The organism is Streptomyces huasconensis, assembly GCF_021028635.1.
Classification (GTDB): Bacteria; Actinomycetota; Actinomycetes; order Streptomycetales; family Streptomycetaceae; genus Streptomyces; species Streptomyces huasconensis.
Genome location: NZ_CP086119.1, coordinates 3066407 through 3087391 on the forward strand (window position 1 = coordinate 3066407; position 20985 = coordinate 3087391).

Sequence of the window (20985 nt, forward strand, 5' to 3'; positions counted from 1 at the left end):
CCTGCTGTGTCACGGGTGTTCGGGCTGCTACGTTCAGTGACGATGCGGAAGAGCGTGCCGCCGGGGGCGGACGCGCCTCTACCGCCATGGCACCGTCAGATTCCTCGGCACGGGTGACGAGAGCCGCCATCGGACCGCCAACGGACCGTCAGCTTCGGTCTGAACGGCAGGAGTGGCGAGCGGACAGGCGAGCACGGGCCTACCGTCTGCTCAGGGCACCTCGCCGGATCGGAGGTCACCATGCGCACACTGCTCCAGTTGCTCACCGCTCAACGGGACTGGCAGTCCTACCCCACGTTCAAGGCACAGTTCGAGCGGTCAGCGCGTGAGCTGGCCAAGATCGAGGGCACCCCTCACCTCGCCAACCTCGCTCCGTCAGAACGCACCTACGAGCGTTGGTATTTGGGCGAGTCGAAGCCGGTCCCTGACGCGCGTCGCGTCCTGGCCCACATGTTCGGCCACACCATCAGCGAACTCTTGGCGCCCCCGGTCCCTGGAGTGCACCACCCGGTAACGGCACCTTCCGCTCCCGCGCGCCGACCGGCGCGCACCGAGCACTCCTCCCCGGACGCGGATGCCCAACACATGGGAAGGCAGGCAGCAATGGCGGCAAGCAGGGCACTGCGGTACGCGGTGATGGCGGAGACCAACTCGATCGGCCCGGAGACCTTCGATCACCTCCGGGACGAGGTGACGCGGATCGGGGCGGCGTATCCCCGTGTCGCTCTGCACGAGATCCTTTCGGACCTCACCGAAGTCCACGACCTGATCTTCCGGCTCCTGGAGTCCGGGCGGGCCACCCCGGCGCAAGGGGTCGACCTCCAACTCCTGGCTTCCATGGCCTCCGGCATGCTGGCCAAGGATTCCCACGACCTCTCCGACCCCAAGTCAGCCATGGTGCTGGCCCGCGCCGCATACGTCTGTGCCGATCAGGCCGGGCACAACGGCATGCGCGCCTGGGTCCGGGGCCTCCAGTCCCTCATCGCCTATTGGGCCGGGCGTCCCGCCGATGCCGCCGCGTACGCGGCCCGTGGCGCCGCCGCCCTCACCACCCCGGCAGGCAGTGTCAGCGTATGGCTCGCCGCCCTGGAAGCCCGGGCCCATGCACTTCTCGGCGACTCAGAAGGAGTGCAGTCCGCCGTCGTGCGAATCGATGACACACGAGGTGCCACAGTCCGCGATGATCTCGACAGCATCGGTGGCATCCTCACCTTTCCCGCGCCACGCCAGGCCTACTACGTCGCCGAAGCTCACGTTCTCCTTGGAGGGACCGGCGCGGAGGCGGAATGGTCGGCACTGGAAGCGGTGCAGGCCTACGCCACCGCTCCCGACGACGAGTGGGGGTTCGGTGACATGGCCGGCGCCCACACCAACCTCGCCCTCGCCCGCATCGCCCGACGTGACCTCGAAGGCGCCACCGAAGCCGTCCACCCCGTCCTCGACCTACCACCGTCCCAGCACAACCACGGCATCGTCGTATCCGCCCGCCGCGTACACGAAGCCCTCACCGCAAGCCCGCTGCGCGCGGAGAACCAGGCTCGGGAGCTACGTGCCGAACTGGAGCTGTTCACCTCGACCCCGACCCCCGCGCTGCCCAGGTAGGGTCCCGCCCATGTATCCGGTCGAGCACACCAGCACCCGCCTGGCCCTCCGGGAGATCGGTATCGACGACGTGGACGCGGTGCATGCCATCTACGGCGACGCGAAGGCGACGAAGTACCTATCCTTCGAACCACGCACGCGCGACCAAGTGGGCCAGATCATCGCCCGCTCCATGGTTTCGGCCACCGCCGAGCCCCGGGACGAGTACTGCCTCGCCGTCGCCGAGCGCGACAGCGGCCGGTTGATCGGCTACGCCCGCCTCGCCCTCGACCCGCACCAGCCGAAGGGCGCAACGATGGGCTTCGCCCTCCGTCCCTCCGCCTGGGGCGTCGGTTACGGCACGGAGACTGTACGTACCGTTCTGACTCTCGCCTTCGACACCCTGGGTCTGCACCGCGTCTGGGCCGCCCGCGCCCCTTTGAACACCGCCTCGCACAAGACGCTGCTGCGGGCCGGGATGCAGGAGGAAGGGCGGATCAGGCAGCACGTCTTCGTGCGCGGCGCTTGGCGCGACTCGATCACGTACTCGATCGTCGACGACGAATGGAAGGTTGGCCAAAGAGACCTCGCAGGAGAACGCCGTGAGTGACAGCACCTGGGTCAGTACCTCAATGCCGTACCTGACGCCCCGGGAGAAGGGTCAGCCCGACGCCTGGGGCGAAGAAGCCGCCTCCCAGGGCGGCAAGGGCGGGCGGCGCATCGTGTATGCCGGTGAGGGACTCACACCGGAGGAGGTCGCCGCCCGCATGCCCACGGTCGATGAACGCGAAGCCCTGCGCCTGGGCGGCGACGAACCGCTCCTCCGGCTGAACAGGGTCACCCTGGACGGCGACGACCGGCCGATCCAGACCGACCCGATGGTCATGCCCGCCCACCGCCAGCGGCTCCACTACGGGATCAGGATCGGGTGACGGTGCCCCGCACCGCCGACGGCGCGGCGGAAACCACCGCTCCCCCAGGCAGGCCCCTCAGAGGATCTCCCAATCGAGTTCGCCCTCGTCGACCACGACGGGCAGGTACCCGTCCACGGCTTCACCGGTCTCCAGTGCGGTAGCGGTCGCGTCCAGCAGGGTCGTCAGAGAAGCCCACATGGGGTGGGACCGGAAGGAGCACCCCGTTTCGTGGTCGGCGTTCCCGATCCGCCCCCGGCGGCGGTAGGACCGCTGGTCGATGACGAGGTTGTCTCCCGCCCCGTCAGCGGCGAAGGGCGTCCACTGGGCATGCCACCAGGGCCCGTACTCGTCGTCGGGGTCACCTTCCTCGGCGTCAGCCAGCTCCTCACCGTAGATCCGCATACGCAGTTGCCAGCCGGCGACGATGATCTGCGTGCTGAGCAGCATCCAGAACGGAGGCAGCAGGACGTAGTCGCCAGTCCCGTCGTGCCACAGCAAGGACTCCGTCAGGGCATCGGGAAACGGTCGGCCGATGGCCTGCTCCGCCGCGGCGATGGCCGAGCGGTCCGCCGGGGGTTCGAGCGCGGCGAATGTCCTCGGAGCGTGCCGGGCCAGCCACGTCTCGATACGGGTCCAGGACTCGGATATCGGGGTCGTCATGCGGGGGATGATCCCCCTCACCCCACCACCTCATACAACACCTGCCCCCGCGGACCGACGGACGTCCTCCGCAGCGCGGGATCACCGGCGCGCAACCCCCCGTCCCCCGGATACGCCACAACCCACCGCACCCCATACCGCCGCAGGACAGCCAACCGCTCCGCCCGTGCCGTGCCCGGCGCGAAGTACTCCCGTACCGCAGCCACCCGCTCCCCCTCATCCGGCAGGAAGAAGTCCGGGTAGCCGGGGGCCACCGTGTAGGGACCGTACGCCGGGATCTGGCGGGCAGGGAACGTCTTCGCCATGACCACGTCGCCGTAACGCACCCGCACCCGCGACGACGTCAGCCAGGCGTAACCGGTCCACGGCGGCCGGTACTTCGCGGCCACCGGCCCGGGCAGCGCCCCCCGCGGCACCACATACCCCACCGTTCCCGCCTGCGTCCACGCGCCCAGCAGCAGCGCCGCGCCCAGCAGGGCGGCGAAGGCCCTGCGTGCGGCGCCCGCCTCGAAGACCTCCAGCGCCGCCGCCACCTGCGCCGGGAGCAGGGCGGCCGGCAGCACCCTGCCCCACGAGTAGTGGCCGGTCAGGCCGCCCGCCGCGAACATCGCCGCGCCGAGCGCGAAGAAGATCACCAGGGGGTCGCGGCGGTCCCTGCGCCACCGTGCCGCCAGCGCCGCGACGCCCAGCAGCGCAAGGCCGAAGTGCGGCAGCAGGTTCCGGTACAGGGAGCGGTGGATCTCCTCCAGGCCGCCGCCCGCGCCGAACAGGTCGAAGAAGGAGTAGTACGGCCAGAGCGCCAACACCCCGAACCCGAGCGCCAGTCCACCCGCCACCCGCAGCAGCACCGCCCGCCCCGGCCACGGCCGCGCCCCGAGCACCATCGCCAGCGCCCCGAACGACGCGACCACCCCCGTGAACTGGTGGGACAGGAGGATCACCGCCCACAGCACCCCGAGCCCCAGGAACACCCGCCACCCCGCGGCCGAGCGCAACGCCCTCCGCAGCAGCGCCCAGAAGTGGAAGGAGAGACCGAGCGCGAACGTACTCGGATACGAGACCGTCAGCGCCAGGGAGTTCAGCCCCAGGAAACCGCTCCAGTTGAACAGCCCCGGGCCCCAGAGCAGCAGCAGGCACAGCACCGCCAGCGGCATCACCCCGCGGCGCGTACTGAACGTACGTACGAAGTGCCCGACGCCCGTCACCAGCAGCGCCATGCCCACCAGGGCCGCCACCCGCAGCACCACGAACGTGCCGAGCCCGGTCGCCTTCGCCAGGCAGCCGAGCAGCAGGGTCCAGGGCGAGTAGTAGGGGCTCGGGGTGTCCGCGTCGACCAGGGGGTTGCCGGGGTGCAGCGGATCGTGCCGCAGGCGTTCGATCGTCGCCGCGTGGATGCCGAGGTCACCCGCCCAGGGCAGCCGGACGATCACCAGGAGGAGCAGGGCGACACAGAGCAGGGCGCAGGCGTGCGGTACGAGAGCACGCGGCGGGGTCCGTATGACCCCCTTAGTGGCGACGCGCATCGTGCTGGAAGACCCACGTCCGGTAGACCAGGAAGCGGAACGCCGACGCGAGGACGATCGACAGCGCCTTGGCGATGTTCGAGCCGATCGGTCCGCTCATGTCCGCGCCGTGGTACGCCGCGTAGAACAGAACGCTCTCCATCGCGACGCCGATCCCGCTGAAGACGAAGAACAGGGCGATCTGCCGCTTGGTGCGCGAGGCGCGGTCGCGGTACGCGAAGAAGCGGAAACCCAGGTAATTGGTGCCCATGGCCACGCAGCTGGCCAGGACCGTCGCCGTCATCGGGGGCGAATCGAAGCCGTGCAGAAGGAGGTTGAAGACGAGGAGGTTGACGGCGACCCCGCTGCCGCCGACCACCCCGAACTTCACCAGCTCCAGGGCCAGCCTGCGCAGCCGCGCGAGGGGGGAGGCGGGCGCGGCGGGCGGTTCCGGCGGGACGGGCGGGGCGGCGGGCGGCGCCTCGTGCAGCGTGGGCGCCGTCATCCGCGCGCCCCGGAGCCGCGCGCGGAGGCTCTCGCGTCGAGCCGCAGCTTCCACGGCATGACGATCGACTCCAGCTGCACCATCAGGTTCATCTTCGACTCGCCGACCGTGCGGTCCTCGAAGTGGATCGGCACCTCCATGACACCGAAGCCGCGCCGCAGCGCGCGGTATTTCATCTCGACCTGGAAGCTGTAGCCCGCGCTGTCCACGGAGGCCAGGTCGATGGCGCGCAGGGCGTCCGCGCGCCAGAGGTTGAAGCCGCCGGTGATGTCGCGGACGCGGGTGCCGAGGATGGTGCCCGCGTAGGCGTTGGCCCAGCGGGAGAGCAGCTTGCGGTGGGCGCCCCAGGCATCGGAGAGCGTGCCGCCCTGGACGTACCGGCTGCCCATGACGACGCCCGCGTCGGTGGCGAGGGCGACGCCGAGCAGTTCGGCGACCTTGGCCACGGGGTGGCTGCCGTCCGCGTCCATCTGGAGGACGTAGTGCGCGCCCTCGGCGACCGCCCGCGCCATCCCGGCCGCGTAGGCCCGGCCGAGGCCGTCCTTCTCGGTGCGGTGCAGGACGCTCATACGGGCGCTGCCGTACCGCTCGGCGAAGCGCTCGGCGATCTCACCGGTGCCGTCCGGGCTGGAGTCGTCGACGACGAGGAGGCGCAGGCCGGTGAGCGGGAGCGCCATCAGGGCCTCGGCCATGCCGGGCAGGTTCCCCGCCTCGTTGTACGTCGGCATGACGACGGTCAGCGGGGTGGCGGCCCAGGCCTCGGGCAGCCGTGCGGCGAGGTCCTGGGAGAGGTTCTCGGGGGTGTTCACGGTCATGGCTGGAGCCCTTCGGTGGTCCGCGGTCGATGGGTGGTCCGGTTACCTGCGCCTGCGCCAGGGGAGATCCGGTCTCCGTAGCGGATTGCCGTTGTGGTTCTCCGCGGTGGATCTCCGCTGGGGATTTCCGCTGTGTTCTCGTACCTCCGTCAGACAATCTCACCCACCTTAGACCAAATGCCCGAATTGAACGGGTATGGCGAATCTCATCACCCATTCCGCGCCACGGAGGCAACCAATCAGGCCAGGAAGAACTCGGCCCGGGGTGGCCCATACCCCCACCGGACCCGATCGGCGACACGAGCACCGCCATCGAAGACGCCGGGAAGCCCGCCCACGTTGCCCGGCGGCGCCCCCGCACCCCCGCGCGATACGCTCGCCCCGCACACGGCCATGCGACAGGGGGCGACACATGCGCGGCGCGGTTCCGAAGCCGCCGGCGGTTCCGCAGCCGCTGCGGGACGACGACCCCCGGGAGGTGGCCGGCTATCCCCTGCTCGCGCGGATCGGCCAGGGCGGCATGGGCACCGTCTACCTCTCCCGCACCCGCGGCGGCCAGCCCGTCGCGCTGAAGCTGATCCGCCCCGAGTACACCCGCGGCCCGCAGGGGCCCGCCTTCCGCGAGCGTTTCGCCCGCGAGGTGGCCACGGCCCGCCGCGTCTTCGGCTACCACCTCGTCCCCGTCGTCGACCACGACGCCGCGGCGGAACTCCCCTGGCTCGCCACCCACTACGTCCCCGGCCTCCCGCTCGACGACGCCCTCAGGGACCACGGCCCGCTGCCCGTCCCCGCCGCGCTGCGGCTCGCCGCCTGCGCCGCGCACGCCGTGGCCGCCGTGCACACCGCGGGCGTCATCCACCGCGACGTGAAGCCGGGCAACATCCTGCTGGCCTCCGACGGGCCCTGGCTCCTCGACTTCGGCATCGCCCGGGCCGCGGGCGCCGCCACGATCACCACCGTGGGCCGCCTCGTGGGCACCCCCCGCCACATGTCGCCCGAGCACGCGCTGGGCCGCCCGGTCACCCCCGCCTCCGACGTCTTCACCCTCGGCCTGGTCATCGCCGAGGCCGCCTGCGGCCACCACCCCTACGGCCGGGGCAACGGCCTGGCCATCGCCGCGCGCATCGCGGGCACCGACCGCGAGCCCCCGGCCCTGGACGACGTACCCGAACCGCTGCGCACCATCGCCGCCCGCTGCCTGGCCCCGCGCCCCGAGGACCGCCCGACGGCCGCCGAGACGGCCCGCCTCTGCGAGGCCGAGGCGGCGACCCCGCGCCCCCTGCGCGACTTCACCGGATGGCTCCCGGCACCCGTGGCCGAGGACGTACGGCGCATCGAGGCGGCCGCGTCCCGGCCGCCGGGCGCGGGCGTGCCGCTGGCGGAGGCGGAGACGGTCCGCGCCGTGCCGCCGACGGCGCCGCTGACGGTCCGGGACGAGGAGTGGTCACGCCGCGTACGCCGCGCCCCCTGAGCGACCGGAACACGCAGGACGGCCAGAGCGCAGGACGGCGAGCGAAGCCCCCATGTCGCGACCCCCGCGCCGAAGCCCCGCACCGAAGTCCCCGCCTTAGACGGGAACTTCCCCCCGCATAAGCGTGTCGTAAGCTCTGAACGCTTCACGCGCCGCAGGCGACGCGCATCCACCGGGGGAGGCTCCCAACCACCATGAGCAGCACCGACATCCTCAGCCCCCTGGGGCCCCAGGACCCGAGAGAGGCCGCGGGCTACCGCCTCCTCGCCAGGATCGGCGAGGGCGGCATGGGCACCGTCTACCTCTCCCACACCCGTGGCGGCCAGCCCGTCGCGCTCAAGGTGATCCGCCGCGAGTACGGCCAGGACCCCGACTTCCGGCGCCGCTTCGAGCAGGAGGTCCAGGCGGCCCGCCGCGTCCAGGGCTACCACCTCGTCCCGGTCGTGGACCACGACACGAACGGCGAACTGTCCTGGCTCGCCACCGCGTTCATCCCCGGCATCCCCCTGCACGACGCGCTCGCGGCGCACGGCCCGCTGCCGCTGCCCGCCGTCTTCCAGCTGGTCGGCTGCGCGGCCCGCGCCCTGACGGCGATCCACGCCGCGGGCGTCATCCACCGCGACCTCAAGCCCAGCAACATCCTGCTGGGCCCCACGGGCCCGTACGTCATCGACTTCGGCATCGCCCGCGCCGCCGACGCCACCCAGCTCACCCAGTCCGGCGGCCTGATCGGCACCCCGCAGTACATGTCGCCCGAGCACGCGCTCGGCGAGCGGGTCGGCCCGGCCACCGACGTCTTCTCGCTCGGCCTCATCGCGGCCGTCGCGGCCACCGGACGCCACCCCTACGGCGACGGCGGCGCCATCACCATCGCCGCGCAGATCGCGAACACCGCCCACCGCCCGCCGCAACTCACCTCGTACGACGACGAGTTGCGGCCCCTGCTGGAGCGCTTCCTCGCCGCGGACCCGGCGGACCGGATCGGCGCGGGTGAGCTGGCCGAGTGGTGCGAGCGGGCGGCCGGGCGGCCCCTGGCCCAGTTCGACGGCTGGCTCCCGCAGCCCGTCACCGCCGAGATCGCCCGCCGCGAGCAGTCGGCGCAGAACCCGCCGCCGCCGACACCCCAGCAGGCCCCGGCCGCACCCCCCACGGCCCCGCCCCCGCCGGCCACCGGCTACGGCTACCCGCAGACCCACGGCACCCAGCCCCCGCAGCCCGGCCCCCACACCTTCGACCTGTCCCCGCAGCCCGCGGCCCCCGCGCCGAAGCGCCGCGGCCGCGCCCGCCTCGTCCTGATCGCCGCCGCCCTGGTCATCGCGGTCGGCGCGGGCGCGGCCGCCGCGGTGTGGGTGGTGAACAAGAGCGACAAGGGCGACGACGCCGCGAAGAAGCCCGACCGGCAGACCTCGGCGTCGCCCGACACGGACAAGAAGCCCGACGGCGGCGACCCGGTGACCGACCCCACGGCGGACCCGACCGCCCCGCCCGCCGACACGACGTACACGCTCGTCTTCGAGAACAAGCCGATGACGCTGCGCACCCCGTCCAACTCCCTGGCCTACACGTACGTCGACCTCGACGCCCCGAAGGTCGACCCGACGGCCTCCATGGACAGCGAGGAGACCGACTTCCGCGCGGCCTACCAGGAGCTGACGTTCGAGCACCCGATGGGCAAGGCGTCGGGCGCCACCCCCGAGCAGTGCCAGGAGGGCGCGGAGCAGAACCCGTTCCGGGAGACGCTGTCGGGCGACGCGATCAACAGGAACGGGCAGATCGTCAAGGGCGACCGTCTCTGCATGGTCACCGGCGAGGGCAACCTCGCCATGTGGACGATCACCGACGTCGAGGCCCCGGGCGACCCGGACTACCTCCCCGACCTCAAGGGCAGCGTCACCCTCTGGAAGCCGGGCGGCTGAACCGCCGTACGACGAAGGGGGCGCCCCGAGCCGCAAGGCCCGGGGCGCCCCCTTTCACGTACCGTCGATGAGGGCTACGAATGCGTGCGCAGCAGCGTCCGCATCGTCCGCATCGCCACCGACAGGTTCGCCAGGTCGAACGCGTCCGAGCTCTGGATCTCCTCCAGCGTCGCCCGCGCGCGGCTCAGGATCGGCGCGTTCTTCTCCTCCCACGCCTTGAAGCGCTCCTCCGGCGTGGCGGCGCCGTCGCCGGCGGCGAGGACATCCGCCGTCAGCGCGGCGTGCGCCGCGTACAGGTCCTCGCGGATGGAGGCGCGCGCCATGGACTGCCAGCGGTCGGCCCGCGGCAGTTCGATGATGCGGTCCATGAGCTGGGTGATGCGCAGCCGGTCGGCGAGGTCGTAGTAGACCTCGGAGACCGCCATCGGCTCCTTGCCCACCCGGTCGGCGACCGCGACGATGTCGAGCGTCGGGAAGGCGGAGGAGAACCCGGCGACGCGCTGGGCGAGTTCGTCGGGGACGCCCGCGGCCGTCAGCTCGTCGCGGATGCCCTGGTACCACTCCAGGTCGGAGCCGCGCAGCAGGTTCGGCAGCTCGTCCCAGACCTGGGCGACGCCCTGGCTGAAGAAGGCGATGGTCTCGGCGAGCTGGAGCGGCTGCGGCCGGTTGTTGAGCAGCCACCGCGCGCCGCGCTCGACGAGACGGCGCGAGTGCAGCCGTACGCGGGTCTGGACGTCGGCGGCGACGACATTGTCGAGCGCTTCGACGGCGTCCCAGACCTCGCTGAGGCCGAAGATCTCGCGGGCGGCCAGCTGGGCCCGCACGATCTCCTCCAGCGAGGCGCCCGTCTCCTCCCGCAGCCGGTGCAGGAACGTCGAACCACCGGTGTTGACCGTGTCGTTGACGAGGACGGTCGTGATGATCTCGCGGCGCAGCGCGTGTCCGTCGACCTGCTCGGGGAACTTCTCGCGCAGCGCCTTCGGGAAGTACGCGTGCAGCAGCCGCCGCAGGTACGGGTCGTCGGGCAGCGTCGTCTGGATCAGCTCGTCGGCGGCCGTGATCTTCGTGTAGGCGAGGAGGACCGCCAGCTCGGGCTGGGTCAGGCCGCGCCCGGAGTTGAGCAGCTCGCGGATCTGCCGGTCGTTGGGCAGGAACTCCAGGCTCCGGTCGAGGTGGCCCTGCTTGCCCAGGCGCCGCATGAAGCGCTGGTGGGCGTGGAGCAGGGACGGCGACTGGGCGACGGCGTTGGCCAGCGCGGTGTTCTGCGCGTAGTTGTTGCGCAGCACGAGCTGCCCGACCTCGTCGGTCATCTCGGCGAGCAGCTTGTTGCGCTGCTTGACGGTCATGTCGCCGTCGGTGACGACCGCGTTGAGCAGGATCTTGATGTTCACCTCGTGGTCGGAGGTGTCCACGCCCGCGCTGTTGTCGATGGCGTCGGTGTTGATGCGGCCGCCGGCGCGCGCGAACTCGATGCGGCCCAGCTGGGTCAGGCCGAGGTTGCCGCCCTCGCCGACGACCTTCACGCGCAGGTCGGAGCCGTTGACGCGGATCGCGTCGTTCGCCTTGTCGCCGACGTCGGCGTTCGACTCGGCGGACGACTTCACGTACGTGCCGATGCCGCCGTTCCACAGCAGGTCCACGGGGGCCTGGAGGATGGCGCGCATCAGGTCGGCCGGGGTCATCTTGGCGACGCCGGACTCGATGCCGAGGGCCTCGCGGATGTGGGCGTTGAGCTGGATCGCCTTGGCGGAGCGGGGGAAGACGCCGCCGCCGTTGGAGAGCAGCTTCTTGTCGTAGTCGGCCCAGGAGGAGCGCGGCAGCTCGAAGAGGCGGCGCCGCTCGGCGTAGGACGTCGCGGCGTCCGGCTTCGGGTCGATGAAGATGTGCCGGTGGTCGAATGCGGCGACCAGGCGGATGTGCTCGGAAAGCAGCATGCCGTTGCCGAACACGTCACCGGACATGTCGCCGACGCCGACGACCGTGAAGTCCTCGGACTGGGTGTCGCAGCCCAGCTCCCGGAAGTGCCGCTTGACGGACTCCCAGGCGCCGCGGGCGGTGATGCCCATGCCCTTGTGGTCGTACCCGGCGGAGCCGCCGGAGGCGAAGGCGTCGCCGAGCCAGAAGTCGTACGACTCCGCGACCTGGTTGGCGATGTCCGAGAACGTCGCCGTGCCCTTGTCGGCGGCGACGACGAGATAGGTGTCGTCCCCGTCGTGGCGCACCACCTGGGCGGGCGGCACGACCTCACCGGCGACGAGGTTGTCGGTGATGTCGAGGAGGGCGGAGATGAACGTCTTGTAGCAGGCGATGCCCTCCGCCAGCCACGCGTCGCGGTCCACCGACGGGTCGGGCAGCTGCTTGGCGACGAAGCCGCCCTTGGCGCCGACGGGCACGATGACGGTGTTCTTCACCATCTGCGCCTTGACCAGGCCGAGGATCTCCGTACGGAAGTCCTCGCGCCGGTCGGACCAGCGCAGACCGCCGCGCGCGACCTTGCCGAAGCGCAGGTGGACGCCCTCGACGCGGGGCGAGTACACCCAGATCTCGTACGCGGGGCGGGGCGCGGGCAGGTCGGGGATGGCCTGCGGGTCGAACTTCATGGAGACGTAGGTGTGCGGCTCGCCGCTCTCCGTCTTCTGGAAGAAGTTCGTGCGCAGCGTCGCCTTGATGACGGTGAGGAAGGAGCGCAGGATGCGGTCCTCGTCCAGCGAGGCGACCTGGTCGAGCGCGCCGTCCAGCTCCTCCAGGAGGCCGTCGGTCAGCTCGGTCCCGGCGCGCTGGTGGTCGGGCGACATGCGCGCCTCGAAGAGCGAGACGAGCAGCCGGGTGGTGTGGACGTTGTTGCGGAGGGTGTCCTCCATGTAGTCCTGGCTGAAGGTCGCCCCCGCCTGGCGCAGGTACTTGGCGTAGGCCCGCAGGACCATCGCCTGGCGCCAGTTGAGGCCCGCGCGCAGCACCAGCGAGTTGAAGCCGTCGACCTCGGCCGCGCCGGTCCAGGCGGCGGCGAAGGCCTCCTGGAAGCGCTCGCGGCCGTCGTCGGCGAGGTAGTCGCCGCCGCCGTTCGGGGACTTCGGCATGCGCAGCCCGAAGTCGTAGATCCACGCGTTCGAACGGTCGGCGCAGCGCAGCTCGTACGGGCGCTCGTCGGTGACCTCGACGCCGAGCCGCTGGAGGACGGGAAGGACCGCGGAGAGGGAGACCTGCTCGCCGGAGCGGTAGATCTTGAAGCGGCGCTCACCGGGGCCGGCGCCCACCGGCTCGTACAGGGAGAGCGCGAAGTCCTTGTCGCCGTGGCCGAGCTGCTCCAGGTGCTGGAGGTCGGCGACGGCGGCACGCGGCGAGTGGTCGGCCTTGTACCCCTCGGGGAAGGCGGACCCGTACCGGCGAAGGAGTTCGGCGGCGCGCTCCTCGCCGCACTCGGCGGTCAGCGCCTCGGCGAAGCCGTCGGCCCAGGAGCGGGCGGCGTCGACGAGCCGCTGCTCGATGCGCTCGACGTCGGCGTCGGAGAGGTCGGGGACCTCGGCGCCCTTGGGCACCCGCACCACGAAGTGGATGCGGGACAGGATCGACTCGGTGTTCCAGGCGGTGAAGTCGACGCTGGCGCCGTTCAGCTCTTCCTTGAGGATGTCGATGATCCGCAGCCGGACGCCGGTGGTGTAGCGGTCGCGCGGCAGGTAGACGAGCGCGGAGTAGTAGCGGCCGTACTCGTCCTTGCGCAGGTAGAGCCGCAGCCGGCGGCGCTCCTGGAGGTAGAGCACACTCGTGACGATGGACCGCAGCTCATCGGCGGGCGTCTGGAACAGCTCGTCGCGCGGGTAGGTCTCCAGGATCTGGAGCAGGTCGCGCCCGTCGTGGCTGTTGGCCGAGAAGCCGGCGCCCTTCAGCACCTCGGCGACCTTGCGGCGGATGACCGGCACGCGGCGCACGGACTCGGTGTACGCGGCGGACGAGAAGAGCCCGAGGAAGCGCCGCTCACCCACGACGTTGCCCTCGGCGTCGAACTTCTTCACGCCGACGTAGTCGAGGTAGCTGGGGCGGTGGACGGTCGCCCGGCTGTTGGCCTTGGTCAGGACGAGCAGCTTGTGCTCGCGGGCCTTGGCGCGCGCGTCGGCGGGCAGCCGGTTGAAGGAGGGGCTGACCGGGTGGTGGTCGTCGCCGTGGTGCGGGTCGGCGCGCAGGATGCCGAGACCGGTGCCGGGGACGGCGGCGAGGGAGTCGTCCTCCGTGAGGCGGTACTCGCGGAAGCCGAGGAAGGTGAAGTGGTTGTCGGCGAGCCACCGCAGCAGCTCACGGGCCTCCTCCACCTCCTGGTCGCGCAGGTCGTCCGCGGTGGGCTCGGAGGGCAGCTCGTCGGCGATGCGCAGCGCGGCGTCGCGCATCTTCTCCCAGTCCTCGACCGTCTCGCGCACGTCGGAGAGGATGCGCAGCAGGTCGGCGGTGATCTGCTTCAGGTCGGCGCGGTCGGTCTCGCGGTCCATCTCGACGTGGATCCACGACTCGACGAGCGCGTCGTGCGGCCGCTCGACGCCCGCCTCGGTGGGCAGGACCTCCAGGAGCTTGCCGGTCACGTCACGGCGTACGACCACCTGGGGATGGATCACGACGTGGATGCCGCGGCCCTGGCGGGACAGCTCGTTGGTGACGGAGTCGACGAGGAAGGGCATGTCGTCGGTGACCACCTCGACGACGGAGTGGCTGCACGTCCAGCCGTTCTCCTCGACCGTCGGGGTGTGCACGCGTACGTTCGCCGTGCCCTGGGGGCGGTTCTCGGCGAGCCGGTAGTGGGAGAAGGCGGCGCCGAAGACATCGACCGGGTCGCGGTCGGCCAGGTCCTCGGGGGCGGTGTGCAGGTAGTAGCGCTGGAGGAACGCGAGGGCCATGTCCTGGTCTGGCGCGGCCCCGCTCGTCGTCCCGGTCGGCGCGCCACTCTGCGGGCGCCCCCCGACCGGGCTGTTCTCAGCTACCCGGGCGGCCCGCGCGAGCAGCTCGGTCTTGGCTTCGTCCAGCTTGGTCTGCATTGTCCTCTGACTCCTGTCGCGCGCCGTTGCGTGACGTAGAAGGAAGTGATGTGACGTAACGCCGCGGCACGGGGTCTCCGGCCGGCATCGACGTTATGCCGCGGTGGGGGAAGAGCGGTCGGCTTTCCGCCATTTTCAGCACTTGGGCTGACAATCGGCCTGCCCGGTCCTGTCGGCCGCACCGCGAAGAAGCGTCAGCGAGGGCCCGGGCGCGGATGTCCTCCGTGTTCCCCGGGCGCAGGGCGGAGGCACCTATGCCTCCGCGAAATATCGCGCTGATCACGGGTCAAGGCTATCGCTCCGCACCGGGGAGCAGTCATGAGCCGTATGTGTACAAAAGCGGGGGCAGAACATGGACACTCTGCACAGTGCGGCCGGGCGCCACCCCTGCTGTCGCCTCCAGCTTCTCCGGGCGAACCGAACACAACAGCATCAGCCGGGTACCGCAACACCGCTCAGGCGACGAACTGCTCCGCCACGACCACGGCCTCCTCCAGACTGTCGACCACGGGCACCCCCGCCGTCTCCAGGCTGGCCCGGCTGTGCGAACCCCCGGTGTAGAGCACGGCCCGCGCGCCGACGTGCGCGGCGGCGACCGCGTCGTCGACGGCGTCCCCGATCACGACGACCCGCTCGACGGCGGCGGTGACGCCCTCCAGCGCGGCGAGGTGCCGCACCATCCGCTCGGCCTTGCCCGCGTGCGAGTCGTCGGTCCGCCCGTCGATCCGCACGAAGTGCTCCTCGATCCCGTGCCGCCGCACGAGGGGCACGAGGTGCTCGTGCGGAGCCAGCGACAACAACGACTGCGTACGCCCCTCCGCCCGCCGCGCGGCGAGCAGCCGCGCGGCGCCTTCGGCGAGCCCGCAGCCCTCGGCCCGCGCCCAGTAGTGCTTGTGGAAGACGGCGTCCATGAGCCGCCACTCCGTGTCACTCGGCAGCCGCCCCATGAGCCGCTCGTAGAACCGCGGAATCGGCACGCAGTACAGCTCGCGGTACCGCTCCAGAGTGATCGGTTCGAGCCCGATCTCCGCGAAGGAGGCGTTGGTCGCCTCGATCACCGCATGGATGTCATGCAGGAGCGTCCCATTCCAGTCCCAGACGATATGCGCCCCGCGCCCCGTTGTTCCCATCCCCAAAACGTACCCTCCCCCACCACCACCCGAAGCCCACGCCGCCGAACCCTCGCACGGCCCCCAAGCGAAGACCCCACCCACCTACCCGCAGCCGCGAACGCACGGGAGGGGACGACATACCCCCGCGGCCCCACCAGCAACACCGGCCACCACACCGAAACGCGGAACGGCCGGCAGCCGCGAACGCACGGGAGGGGACGTGGGGGTATGTGCGCGCGCAGCACAGTGGTGGTGTGCCCCCAGCCGATAAGCACCCAGGGTCCAAGGCCAAGATGGCGAGCACGGACATACCCCCGCGGCCCCGCACCCACAGACACCCCAAGGCACCCCAAGGCGCACCGAGCCGCCCCCGCACGCTCAGCCGATCAACCCAGGAATCTCCTGCGTCGCAAACCACAGCAGCTCATGATCCTCCGCCCCATCCACCACAAACCGCGCATCCTCGTCCCCCATATCCGCGGCCCCCAAGGCAGCCGCAGCCGCAGCCACATCCCCCTCCGCATCCCCCGAGTCCACATGCACCGCCGCCACCTTCCCCAGCGAAAGCCCCGCAGGAACCCGCACCTCCCCAAGCGCCCCCTGATCAAGCCCCCGGTCAGGGTCCGCCACAGCCGCCCCATCCGGCACATCCGCCGCGAGCACGACCCGCCGCCGCGTCGCCCCGGGGTCCCCCGCCACCAACCGCAGCGACGCCGCGGCCGCCCGGTTCAACGCCGCGTACTCCAGCTCCTCGATGTCGTCCGAGACGTACCACTCCCGCAGCGCGGGGGTCACGGCGTAGGCGACCAACGGCCCGGGCCCCACCTCCCCCGCCTTGTACGCCTCAGCGAGCCGGGGCAGGGTCAGAGGAACGTAGACGCGCATATACGGAACCGCTTTCGCTCGCGTCCGCCGAAACGGACCTTCGTGGCCGTAGAAGACCTTCAGGATACGTGCGGGAGTCCCCGATCGAGCTGCCCCCAGCACCCCCGGAGCCGTCCACACCCGTCCACGGATTCACCCGGCGCCACCCCGAGAACACCGCGTTCCGAGGCCCCCGCCGCCCCTGATAGGTGAATCCCGGCGGCCTCCCCCACCCCGCCCCCCGCCGCTTGCGTACCGCACCCCGACCCCCGTACAAGATCCCCTACGGAAAGTTACTCACCGGTACCGGTACCAACCTGCGCCGCAGGCGACGAAGGAGGCATCTCATGCGCAAGGTCATGACCAGGCCCCGCCCCCGCCCGTCCACGTCCCGCCCGCCCACGGGCCGCCCGTCCTCCTCCCGCCCGTCCACGGGCCGCCCGCCGACCCGCGGTGACTCCCGCCGCCCCGCGGACCGCCGGCCGAGGACGGTCCCGGCCCAGCCGCCCCCGCACCCCACGGAGGTCTTCGCGGAACGCCTTCTCCTCGTCCTCAGCGGCCAACGCCCGCTGCACTGGGCGGCCCGCCACATCGCCAACACGGCCTACGACGACCTGGCCCGCCTCGCGGAGATCAACCCGCTCTCCACGGACGGCCACCGCCCCACGATCCAGCGCGTCGGCCACTACCAGCCGCACCCGGAGGCATACGAGGTCTTCGCCCGCGTGGCGACGGGCCCGAGGCTGCGCGCACTGGCGTTCCGGCTGGTCCTGGGGGCGGACAGGAGGTGGCGCTGCACGGCGGTGGAACTGGAACCAACAAGGCCCTGACCACCGCCAACCGCACGCCGCCTCAGCCCAGCCCAGCCCCAACCCCGGCCACCAGAAGCCCCCCACAAAAAAGGGCAACAGCCAAGACAGGCCAAAGGGGCCGGAAGCATCTCCCGGCCCCTCCCACCACGTCACTCGCCCGCGGGCACTACGCCCCGCGGTTACTTCTTGCGACGCCGGCCACCCTTCTGAGCCTTGCGCCGCTCCGCCCGGGTCATCCCGTCCGCCTCGGACCGCACACCCGAACCATCCGTGGTGAAGTCACCCTCGTCGACGCCGCCCTCGGCGTTCGGCGCCTGGAAGTGCAGCCGGTCGGGCCGCTGCGGCGCTTCGAGGCCCTTGGCACGGATCTCGGGCCGCGACCCCGCGCCCGCACCCGCCGGAACCGCGTCCTGCACACCGCCCTTGGTGAGCGAGGTGGCCGCCGCCGCGTCCTCGACCGGGACCTCCTCGACCTGCTGCTCGACCTGGACCTCCAGGTTGAACAGGTAGCCGACGGACTCCTCCTTGATGCCGTCCATCATGGCGTTGAACATGTCGAAGCCCTCGCGCTGGTACTCGACCAGCGGGTCCTTCTGCGCCATGGCACGGAGGCCGATGCCCTCCTGGAGGTAGTCCATCTCGTAGAGGTGCTCACGCCACTTGCGGTCCAGGACCGACAGGACGACGCGGCGCTCCAGCTCACGCATGATCTCGGAGCCGAGCTGCTCCTCACGCGCGGCGTACTGCTCGTGGATGTCGTCCTTGATGGATTCGGAGATGAACTCGGCGGTCAGACCCGCGCGGTCGCCCGCCGCCTCCTCCAACTCCTCGACGGTGACCTTGACGGGGTAGAGCTGCTTGAAGGCGCCCCACAGCCGGTCGAGGTCCCACTCCTCGGCGAAGCCCTCGGCGGTCTCGGCGGCGATGTACGCGTCGATGGTGTCGTCCATGAAGTGCGCGATCTGCTCGTGCAGGTCCTCGCCCTCCAGGACGCGGCGACGCTCTCCGTAGATGACCTCGCGCTGCCGGTTGAGGACCTCGTCGTACTTCAGGACGTTCTTACGGGTCTCGAAGTTCTGCTGCTCGACCTGCGACTGCGCGGAGGCGATGGCGCGCGTCACCATCTTGTTCTCGATCGGCACGTCGTCGGGGACGTTGGCCATCGACATGACGCGCTCGACCATCTGCGCCTTGAAGAGCCGCATCAGGTCGTCGCCCAGCGACAGGTAGAAGCGGGACTCACCGGGGTCGCCCTGACGGCCGGAACGACCGCGCAGCTGATTGTCGATACGGCGCGACTCGTGCCGCTCGGTGCCGAGGACGTACAGCCCGCCCAGGGCCTTGACCTCCTCGAACTCCGCCTTGACGGCCCGCTCGGCCTTCTCCAGGGCGGCCGGCAGCGCGGCGGCCCACTCCTCGGCGTGCTCCACGGGGTCGAGGCCGCGCTGGCGCAGCTCCGCCTCGGCGAGGTCGTCGGGGTTGCCGCCGAGCTTGATGTCCGTACCACGACCGGCCATGTTCGTGGCCACCGTCACGGCGCCCTTGCGGCCAGCCTGGGCGACGATGGTCGCCTCACGGTCGTGCTGCTTGGCGTTGAGCACCTCGTGCTGGATGCCCCGCTTGGAGAGCTGCTGCGAGAGGTACTCCGACTTCTCCACGGAGGTCGTGCCGACCAGGATCGGCTGGCCCTTCTCGTGCTTCTCCGCGATGTCGTCGACGACGGCGGCGAACTTCGCGACCTCGGTGCGGTAGATCAGGTCGGACTGGTCGACGCGGACCATCGGCCGGTTCGTCGGGATCGGCACGACGCCCAGCTTGTAGATCTGGTGGAACTCGGCGGCCTCGGTCATCGCCGTACCGGTCATGCCGGAGAGGCCGCTGTCGTAACCGTCGCGCTTGTAGAGGCGGAAGAAGTTCTGGAGGGTGATGGTGGCGAGGGTCTGGTTCTCGTCCTTGATGTCCACCCCTTCCTTCGCCTCGATCGCCTGGTGCATGCCCTCGTTGTAGCGGCGGCCGGCGAGGATACGGCCGGTGTGCTCGTCGACGATCATGACTTCGCCGTCGATGACGACGTAGTCCTTGTCCTTCTTGAAGAGTTCCTTGGCCTTGATGGCGTTGTTGAGGTAGCCCACCAGTGGCGTGTTCACCGACTCGTAGAGGTTGTCGATGCCGAGCCAGTCCTCGACCTTGCTCACGCCGGACTCGTGGATGGCGACGGTGCGCTTCTTCTCGTCGACCTCGTAGTCGCCGGTCTCCTCGATGCCCTTGAGGGGGTTGCCGGGCTCACCCTTGGTGAGGCGGGTGACCAGCTTGGCGAAGTCGCCGTACCACTTGGTGGCCTGGTCGGCGGGGCCGGAGATGATCAGCGGCGTACGGGCCTCGTCGACGAGGATCGAGTCGACCTCGTCGACGATCGCGAAGTTGTGGCCGCGCTGCACCAGCTCGTCCTGCGACCACGCCATGTTGTCGCGGAGGTAGTCGAAGCCGAACTCGTTGTTCGTGCCGTACGTGATGTCGCAGTTGTACTGCTCGCGGCGCTGGGCCGGCGTCATGTTGGCGAGGATGCAGCCGACGCTCAGGCCCAGGAACTTGTGGACCCGGCCCATCATCTCGGAGTCGCGCTCGGCCAGGTAGTCGTTGACCGTGATCAGGTGGACGCCCTTGCCGGAGAGCGCGTTCAGATACGCGGGCAGGGTGCCGACGAGGGTCTTGCCCTCACCGGTCTTCATCTCGGCGACATAGCCCATGTGCAGCGCGGCGCCGCCCATCATCTGGACGTCGTAGTGACGCTGGCCCAGGACACGCTTGGCGGCCTCACGGACCGTCGCGAAGGCCTCGGGGAGGAGGTCGTCGAGCGTCTCGCCGTCGGCGTAACGCTCCTTGTATTCCTCGGTCAGCGCGCGCAGCTCGGCGTCGGAGAGGCTGACGAAGTCCTCTTCGATGGAGTTGACCTGGTCCGCGATGCGGTGCAGCTTGCGCAGGATCTTGCCTTCGCCTGCACGCATGATCTTCGAGAGGACGGACACGGGGGTTGGTCTCCTTGCCGGTCGGGCCTGGCATGGTCGGTTTTACTCGTTGGGCAACGGCCATCGTATGCGAGGACCCGGCTGCGCCGGGAGGTCTGCCATGAGGTCAACGGGCGAGGGGCGCCGAAGGTGCCGGATCGTCCCCACGAGGTGGTGCCGGCAGGCCGGTAAAAACACTGGCTACCGGAACAGCACCCCCGCATCATCGCTTGATGGAGCCCGTCACACTCACCACCGAACGCCTGAGCCTGCACGTCTTCACCCCCGAGGACATCGACGAGGTCCACGAGGCCTGCCAGGACCCCGACATCCAGCGCTGGACCTCGATCCCCTCGCCCTACGCGCGCGTGGACGCCGAGAACTTCATCCTGCGCGTCGTGCCGAGTCAGTGGCAGGCCGACTCCGAGTACGCCTTCGCCGTACGCCCCCGCGACGGCGGCCCCCTGATCGCCGCGGCCAGCCTGCACCACCCGCGCTCGGGCACCTGGGAGGTCGGCTACTGGACGGCCAAGGAGCAGCGGGGCCGCGGCCACACGACGGAGATCGTGCTCGGCCTCGCCCGCTGGGCGTTCACGGAGCTGCGCTGCACCCGCCTGGAGTGGCGCGCGGAGGTCGGCAACACGGGCTCCCGGGCGGTCGCGGAGAAGGCCGGCTTCACGGTGGAGGGCGTGCACCGCGCGGGCCTGCTGAACAAGGGCACCCTCCGTGACTGCTGGGTGGGCGCTCTGCTCCCCTCCGACCTCGGCATGGAGTCCCCGCTCCCGTACCTGCCCGCACGCCTGTGAGGCG

The 20985-nt window shown here is 70.8% G+C and carries 15 protein-coding genes; 7 read left to right on the forward strand and 8 right to left on the reverse strand.

Translation table 11 applies throughout. From position 1 onward, the window contains the following. The first annotated feature begins 240 nt into the window (after positions 1 to 240). The 3 genes from J2N69_RS13820 to J2N69_RS13830 are packed head-to-tail and all read left to right on the forward strand — an operon-like array spanning position 241 to position 2513. Positions 241 to 1602, forward strand: a complete 1362-nt coding sequence (locus J2N69_RS13820; protein ID WP_230901017.1) for a hypothetical protein — start codon at positions 241 to 243, stop codon at positions 1600 to 1602. A gap of 10 nt (positions 1603 to 1612) precedes the next feature. Then, a complete protein-coding gene (locus tag J2N69_RS13825) occupies positions 1613 to 2191 on the forward strand; it encodes a GNAT family N-acetyltransferase (RefSeq protein WP_230901018.1) in 579 nt (192 codons plus the stop codon). After that, on the forward strand, positions 2184 to 2513 hold the full coding sequence (locus tag J2N69_RS13830; protein WP_230901019.1) for a UTRA domain-containing protein: 330 nt from the start codon (positions 2184 to 2186) through the stop codon (positions 2511 to 2513). The genes J2N69_RS13825 and J2N69_RS13830 overlap by 8 nt, the downstream gene beginning before the upstream one ends. A 57-nt stretch (positions 2514 to 2570) precedes the next feature. Here J2N69_RS13830 and J2N69_RS13835 read toward each other — a convergent pair whose 3' ends face one another. From J2N69_RS13835 to J2N69_RS13850, 4 genes are read right to left on the reverse strand one after another with little or no spacing between them, the layout of a single operon-like run. Further along, positions 2571 to 3155, reverse strand: coding sequence for an SMI1/KNR4 family protein (locus tag J2N69_RS13835; protein ID WP_230901020.1), 585 nt, complete (start codon positions 3153 to 3155; stop codon positions 2571 to 2573). A 17-nt stretch (positions 3156 to 3172) separates the two neighbouring features. Further along, positions 3173 to 4678 (reverse strand): hypothetical protein, encoded by a 1506-nt coding sequence (locus J2N69_RS13840; protein WP_230901021.1) that lies wholly within the window; start codon positions 4676 to 4678, stop codon positions 3173 to 3175. Continuing rightward, the gene (locus J2N69_RS13845; RefSeq protein ID WP_230901022.1) at positions 4662 to 5162 is read right to left on the reverse strand and encodes a GtrA family protein; all 501 of its coding nucleotides are present in this window, start codon (positions 5160 to 5162) and stop codon (positions 4662 to 4664) included. The genes J2N69_RS13840 and J2N69_RS13845 overlap by 17 nt, the downstream gene beginning before the upstream one ends. After that, positions 5159 to 5977 carry a polyprenol monophosphomannose synthase gene (locus J2N69_RS13850; protein ID WP_223774944.1) on the reverse strand — a complete coding sequence of 273 codons (819 nt, stop codon included), beginning with the start codon at positions 5975 to 5977 and terminating at the stop codon, positions 5159 to 5161. Before J2N69_RS13850 ends, J2N69_RS13845 begins: the two co-directional genes overlap by 4 nt. Positions 5978 to 6389: 412 nt before the next feature. Between J2N69_RS13850 and J2N69_RS13855 the strand changes: the two genes are divergently transcribed. Then, on the forward strand, positions 6390 to 7448 hold the full coding sequence (locus J2N69_RS13855; protein ID WP_230901023.1) for a serine/threonine-protein kinase: 1059 nt from the start codon (positions 6390 to 6392) through the stop codon (positions 7446 to 7448). Positions 7449 to 7642: 194 nt separating this feature from the next. Then, positions 7643 to 9364, forward strand: coding sequence for a serine/threonine-protein kinase (locus tag J2N69_RS13860; protein ID WP_269075610.1), 1722 nt, complete (start codon positions 7643 to 7645; stop codon positions 9362 to 9364). 74 nt (positions 9365 to 9438) lie between these two features. Here J2N69_RS13860 and J2N69_RS13865 read toward each other — a convergent pair whose 3' ends face one another. The 3 genes from J2N69_RS13865 to J2N69_RS13875 all read right to left on the reverse strand — a co-directional run bounded on the left by J2N69_RS13865 (position 9439) and on the right by J2N69_RS13875 (position 16379). Then, positions 9439 to 14382, reverse strand: coding sequence for an NAD-glutamate dehydrogenase (locus J2N69_RS13865; RefSeq protein WP_230901024.1), 4944 nt, complete (start codon positions 14380 to 14382; stop codon positions 9439 to 9441). Between the two features lie 455 nt (positions 14383 to 14837). Further along, on the reverse strand, positions 14838 to 15512 hold the full coding sequence (locus J2N69_RS13870; protein ID WP_230901025.1) for an HAD family hydrolase: 675 nt from the start codon (positions 15510 to 15512) through the stop codon (positions 14838 to 14840). Positions 15513 to 15872: 360 nt separating this feature from the next. After that, the gene (locus tag J2N69_RS13875) at positions 15873 to 16379 is read right to left on the reverse strand and encodes a DUF6912 family protein (RefSeq protein WP_230901026.1); all 507 of its coding nucleotides are present in this window, start codon (positions 16377 to 16379) and stop codon (positions 15873 to 15875) included. Between the two features lie 326 nt (positions 16380 to 16705). Here J2N69_RS13875 and J2N69_RS13880 point away from each other — a divergent pair, with 326 nt between their 5' ends. Further along, entirely contained in the window at positions 16706 to 17188 is a 483-nt protein-coding gene (locus J2N69_RS13880) for an Rv3235 family protein (protein WP_230901027.1), read from the forward strand. Positions 17189 to 17349: 161 nt separating this feature from the next. On the opposite strand, the gene secA is transcribed toward J2N69_RS13880, so the two are convergent. Further along, positions 17350 to 20196 (reverse strand): preprotein translocase subunit SecA, encoded by a 2847-nt coding sequence (secA, locus tag J2N69_RS13885; protein WP_230901028.1) that lies wholly within the window; start codon positions 20194 to 20196, stop codon positions 17350 to 17352. A 212-nt stretch (positions 20197 to 20408) separates the two neighbouring features. On the opposite strand from secA, the gene J2N69_RS13890 reads away from it, so the two are divergent. After that, positions 20409 to 20981: a GNAT family N-acetyltransferase gene (locus J2N69_RS13890; RefSeq protein WP_230901029.1), complete on the forward strand. Its 573-nt coding sequence runs from the start codon at positions 20409 to 20411 to the stop codon at positions 20979 to 20981. Positions 20982 to 20985 lie beyond the last annotated feature (4 nt).

What these genes read in the sequence shown, in the direction of transcription:
- J2N69_RS13820 (WP_230901017.1), top strand. Translation starts at nt 241, where the DNA reads ATGCGCACACTGCTCCAGTTGCTCACCGCTCAACGGGACTGGCAGTCC.
- J2N69_RS13825 (WP_230901018.1), top strand. Translation starts at nt 1,613, where the DNA reads ATGTATCCGGTCGAGCACACCAGCACCCGCCTGGCCCTCCGGGAGATC.
- J2N69_RS13835 (WP_230901020.1), bottom strand. Translation starts at nt 3,155, where the DNA reads ATGACGACCCCGATATCCGAGTCCTGGACCCGTATCGAGACGTGGCTG.
- J2N69_RS13840 (WP_230901021.1), bottom strand. Translation starts at nt 4,678, where the DNA reads ATGCGCGTCGCCACTAAGGGGGTCATACGGACCCCGCCGCGTGCTCTC.
- J2N69_RS13845 (WP_230901022.1), bottom strand. Translation starts at nt 5,162, where the DNA reads ATGACGGCGCCCACGCTGCACGAGGCGCCGCCCGCCGCCCCGCCCGTC.
- J2N69_RS13850 (WP_223774944.1), bottom strand. Translation starts at nt 5,977, where the DNA reads ATGACCGTGAACACCCCCGAGAACCTCTCCCAGGACCTCGCCGCACGG.
- J2N69_RS13855 (WP_230901023.1), top strand. Translation starts at nt 6,390, where the DNA reads ATGCGCGGCGCGGTTCCGAAGCCGCCGGCGGTTCCGCAGCCGCTGCGG.
- J2N69_RS13860 (WP_269075610.1), top strand. Translation starts at nt 7,643, where the DNA reads ATGAGCAGCACCGACATCCTCAGCCCCCTGGGGCCCCAGGACCCGAGA.
- J2N69_RS13865 (WP_230901024.1), bottom strand. Translation starts at nt 14,382, where the DNA reads ATGCAGACCAAGCTGGACGAAGCCAAGACCGAGCTGCTCGCGCGGGCC.
- J2N69_RS13870 (WP_230901025.1), bottom strand. Translation starts at nt 15,512, where the DNA reads ATGGGAACAACGGGGCGCGGGGCGCATATCGTCTGGGACTGGAATGGG.
- J2N69_RS13875 (WP_230901026.1), bottom strand. Translation starts at nt 16,379, where the DNA reads ATGCGCGTCTACGTTCCTCTGACCCTGCCCCGGCTCGCTGAGGCGTAC.
- J2N69_RS13880 (WP_230901027.1), top strand. Translation starts at nt 16,706, where the DNA reads ATGCGCAAGGTCATGACCAGGCCCCGCCCCCGCCCGTCCACGTCCCGC.
- J2N69_RS13890 (WP_230901029.1), top strand. Translation starts at nt 20,409, where the DNA reads ATGGAGCCCGTCACACTCACCACCGAACGCCTGAGCCTGCACGTCTTC.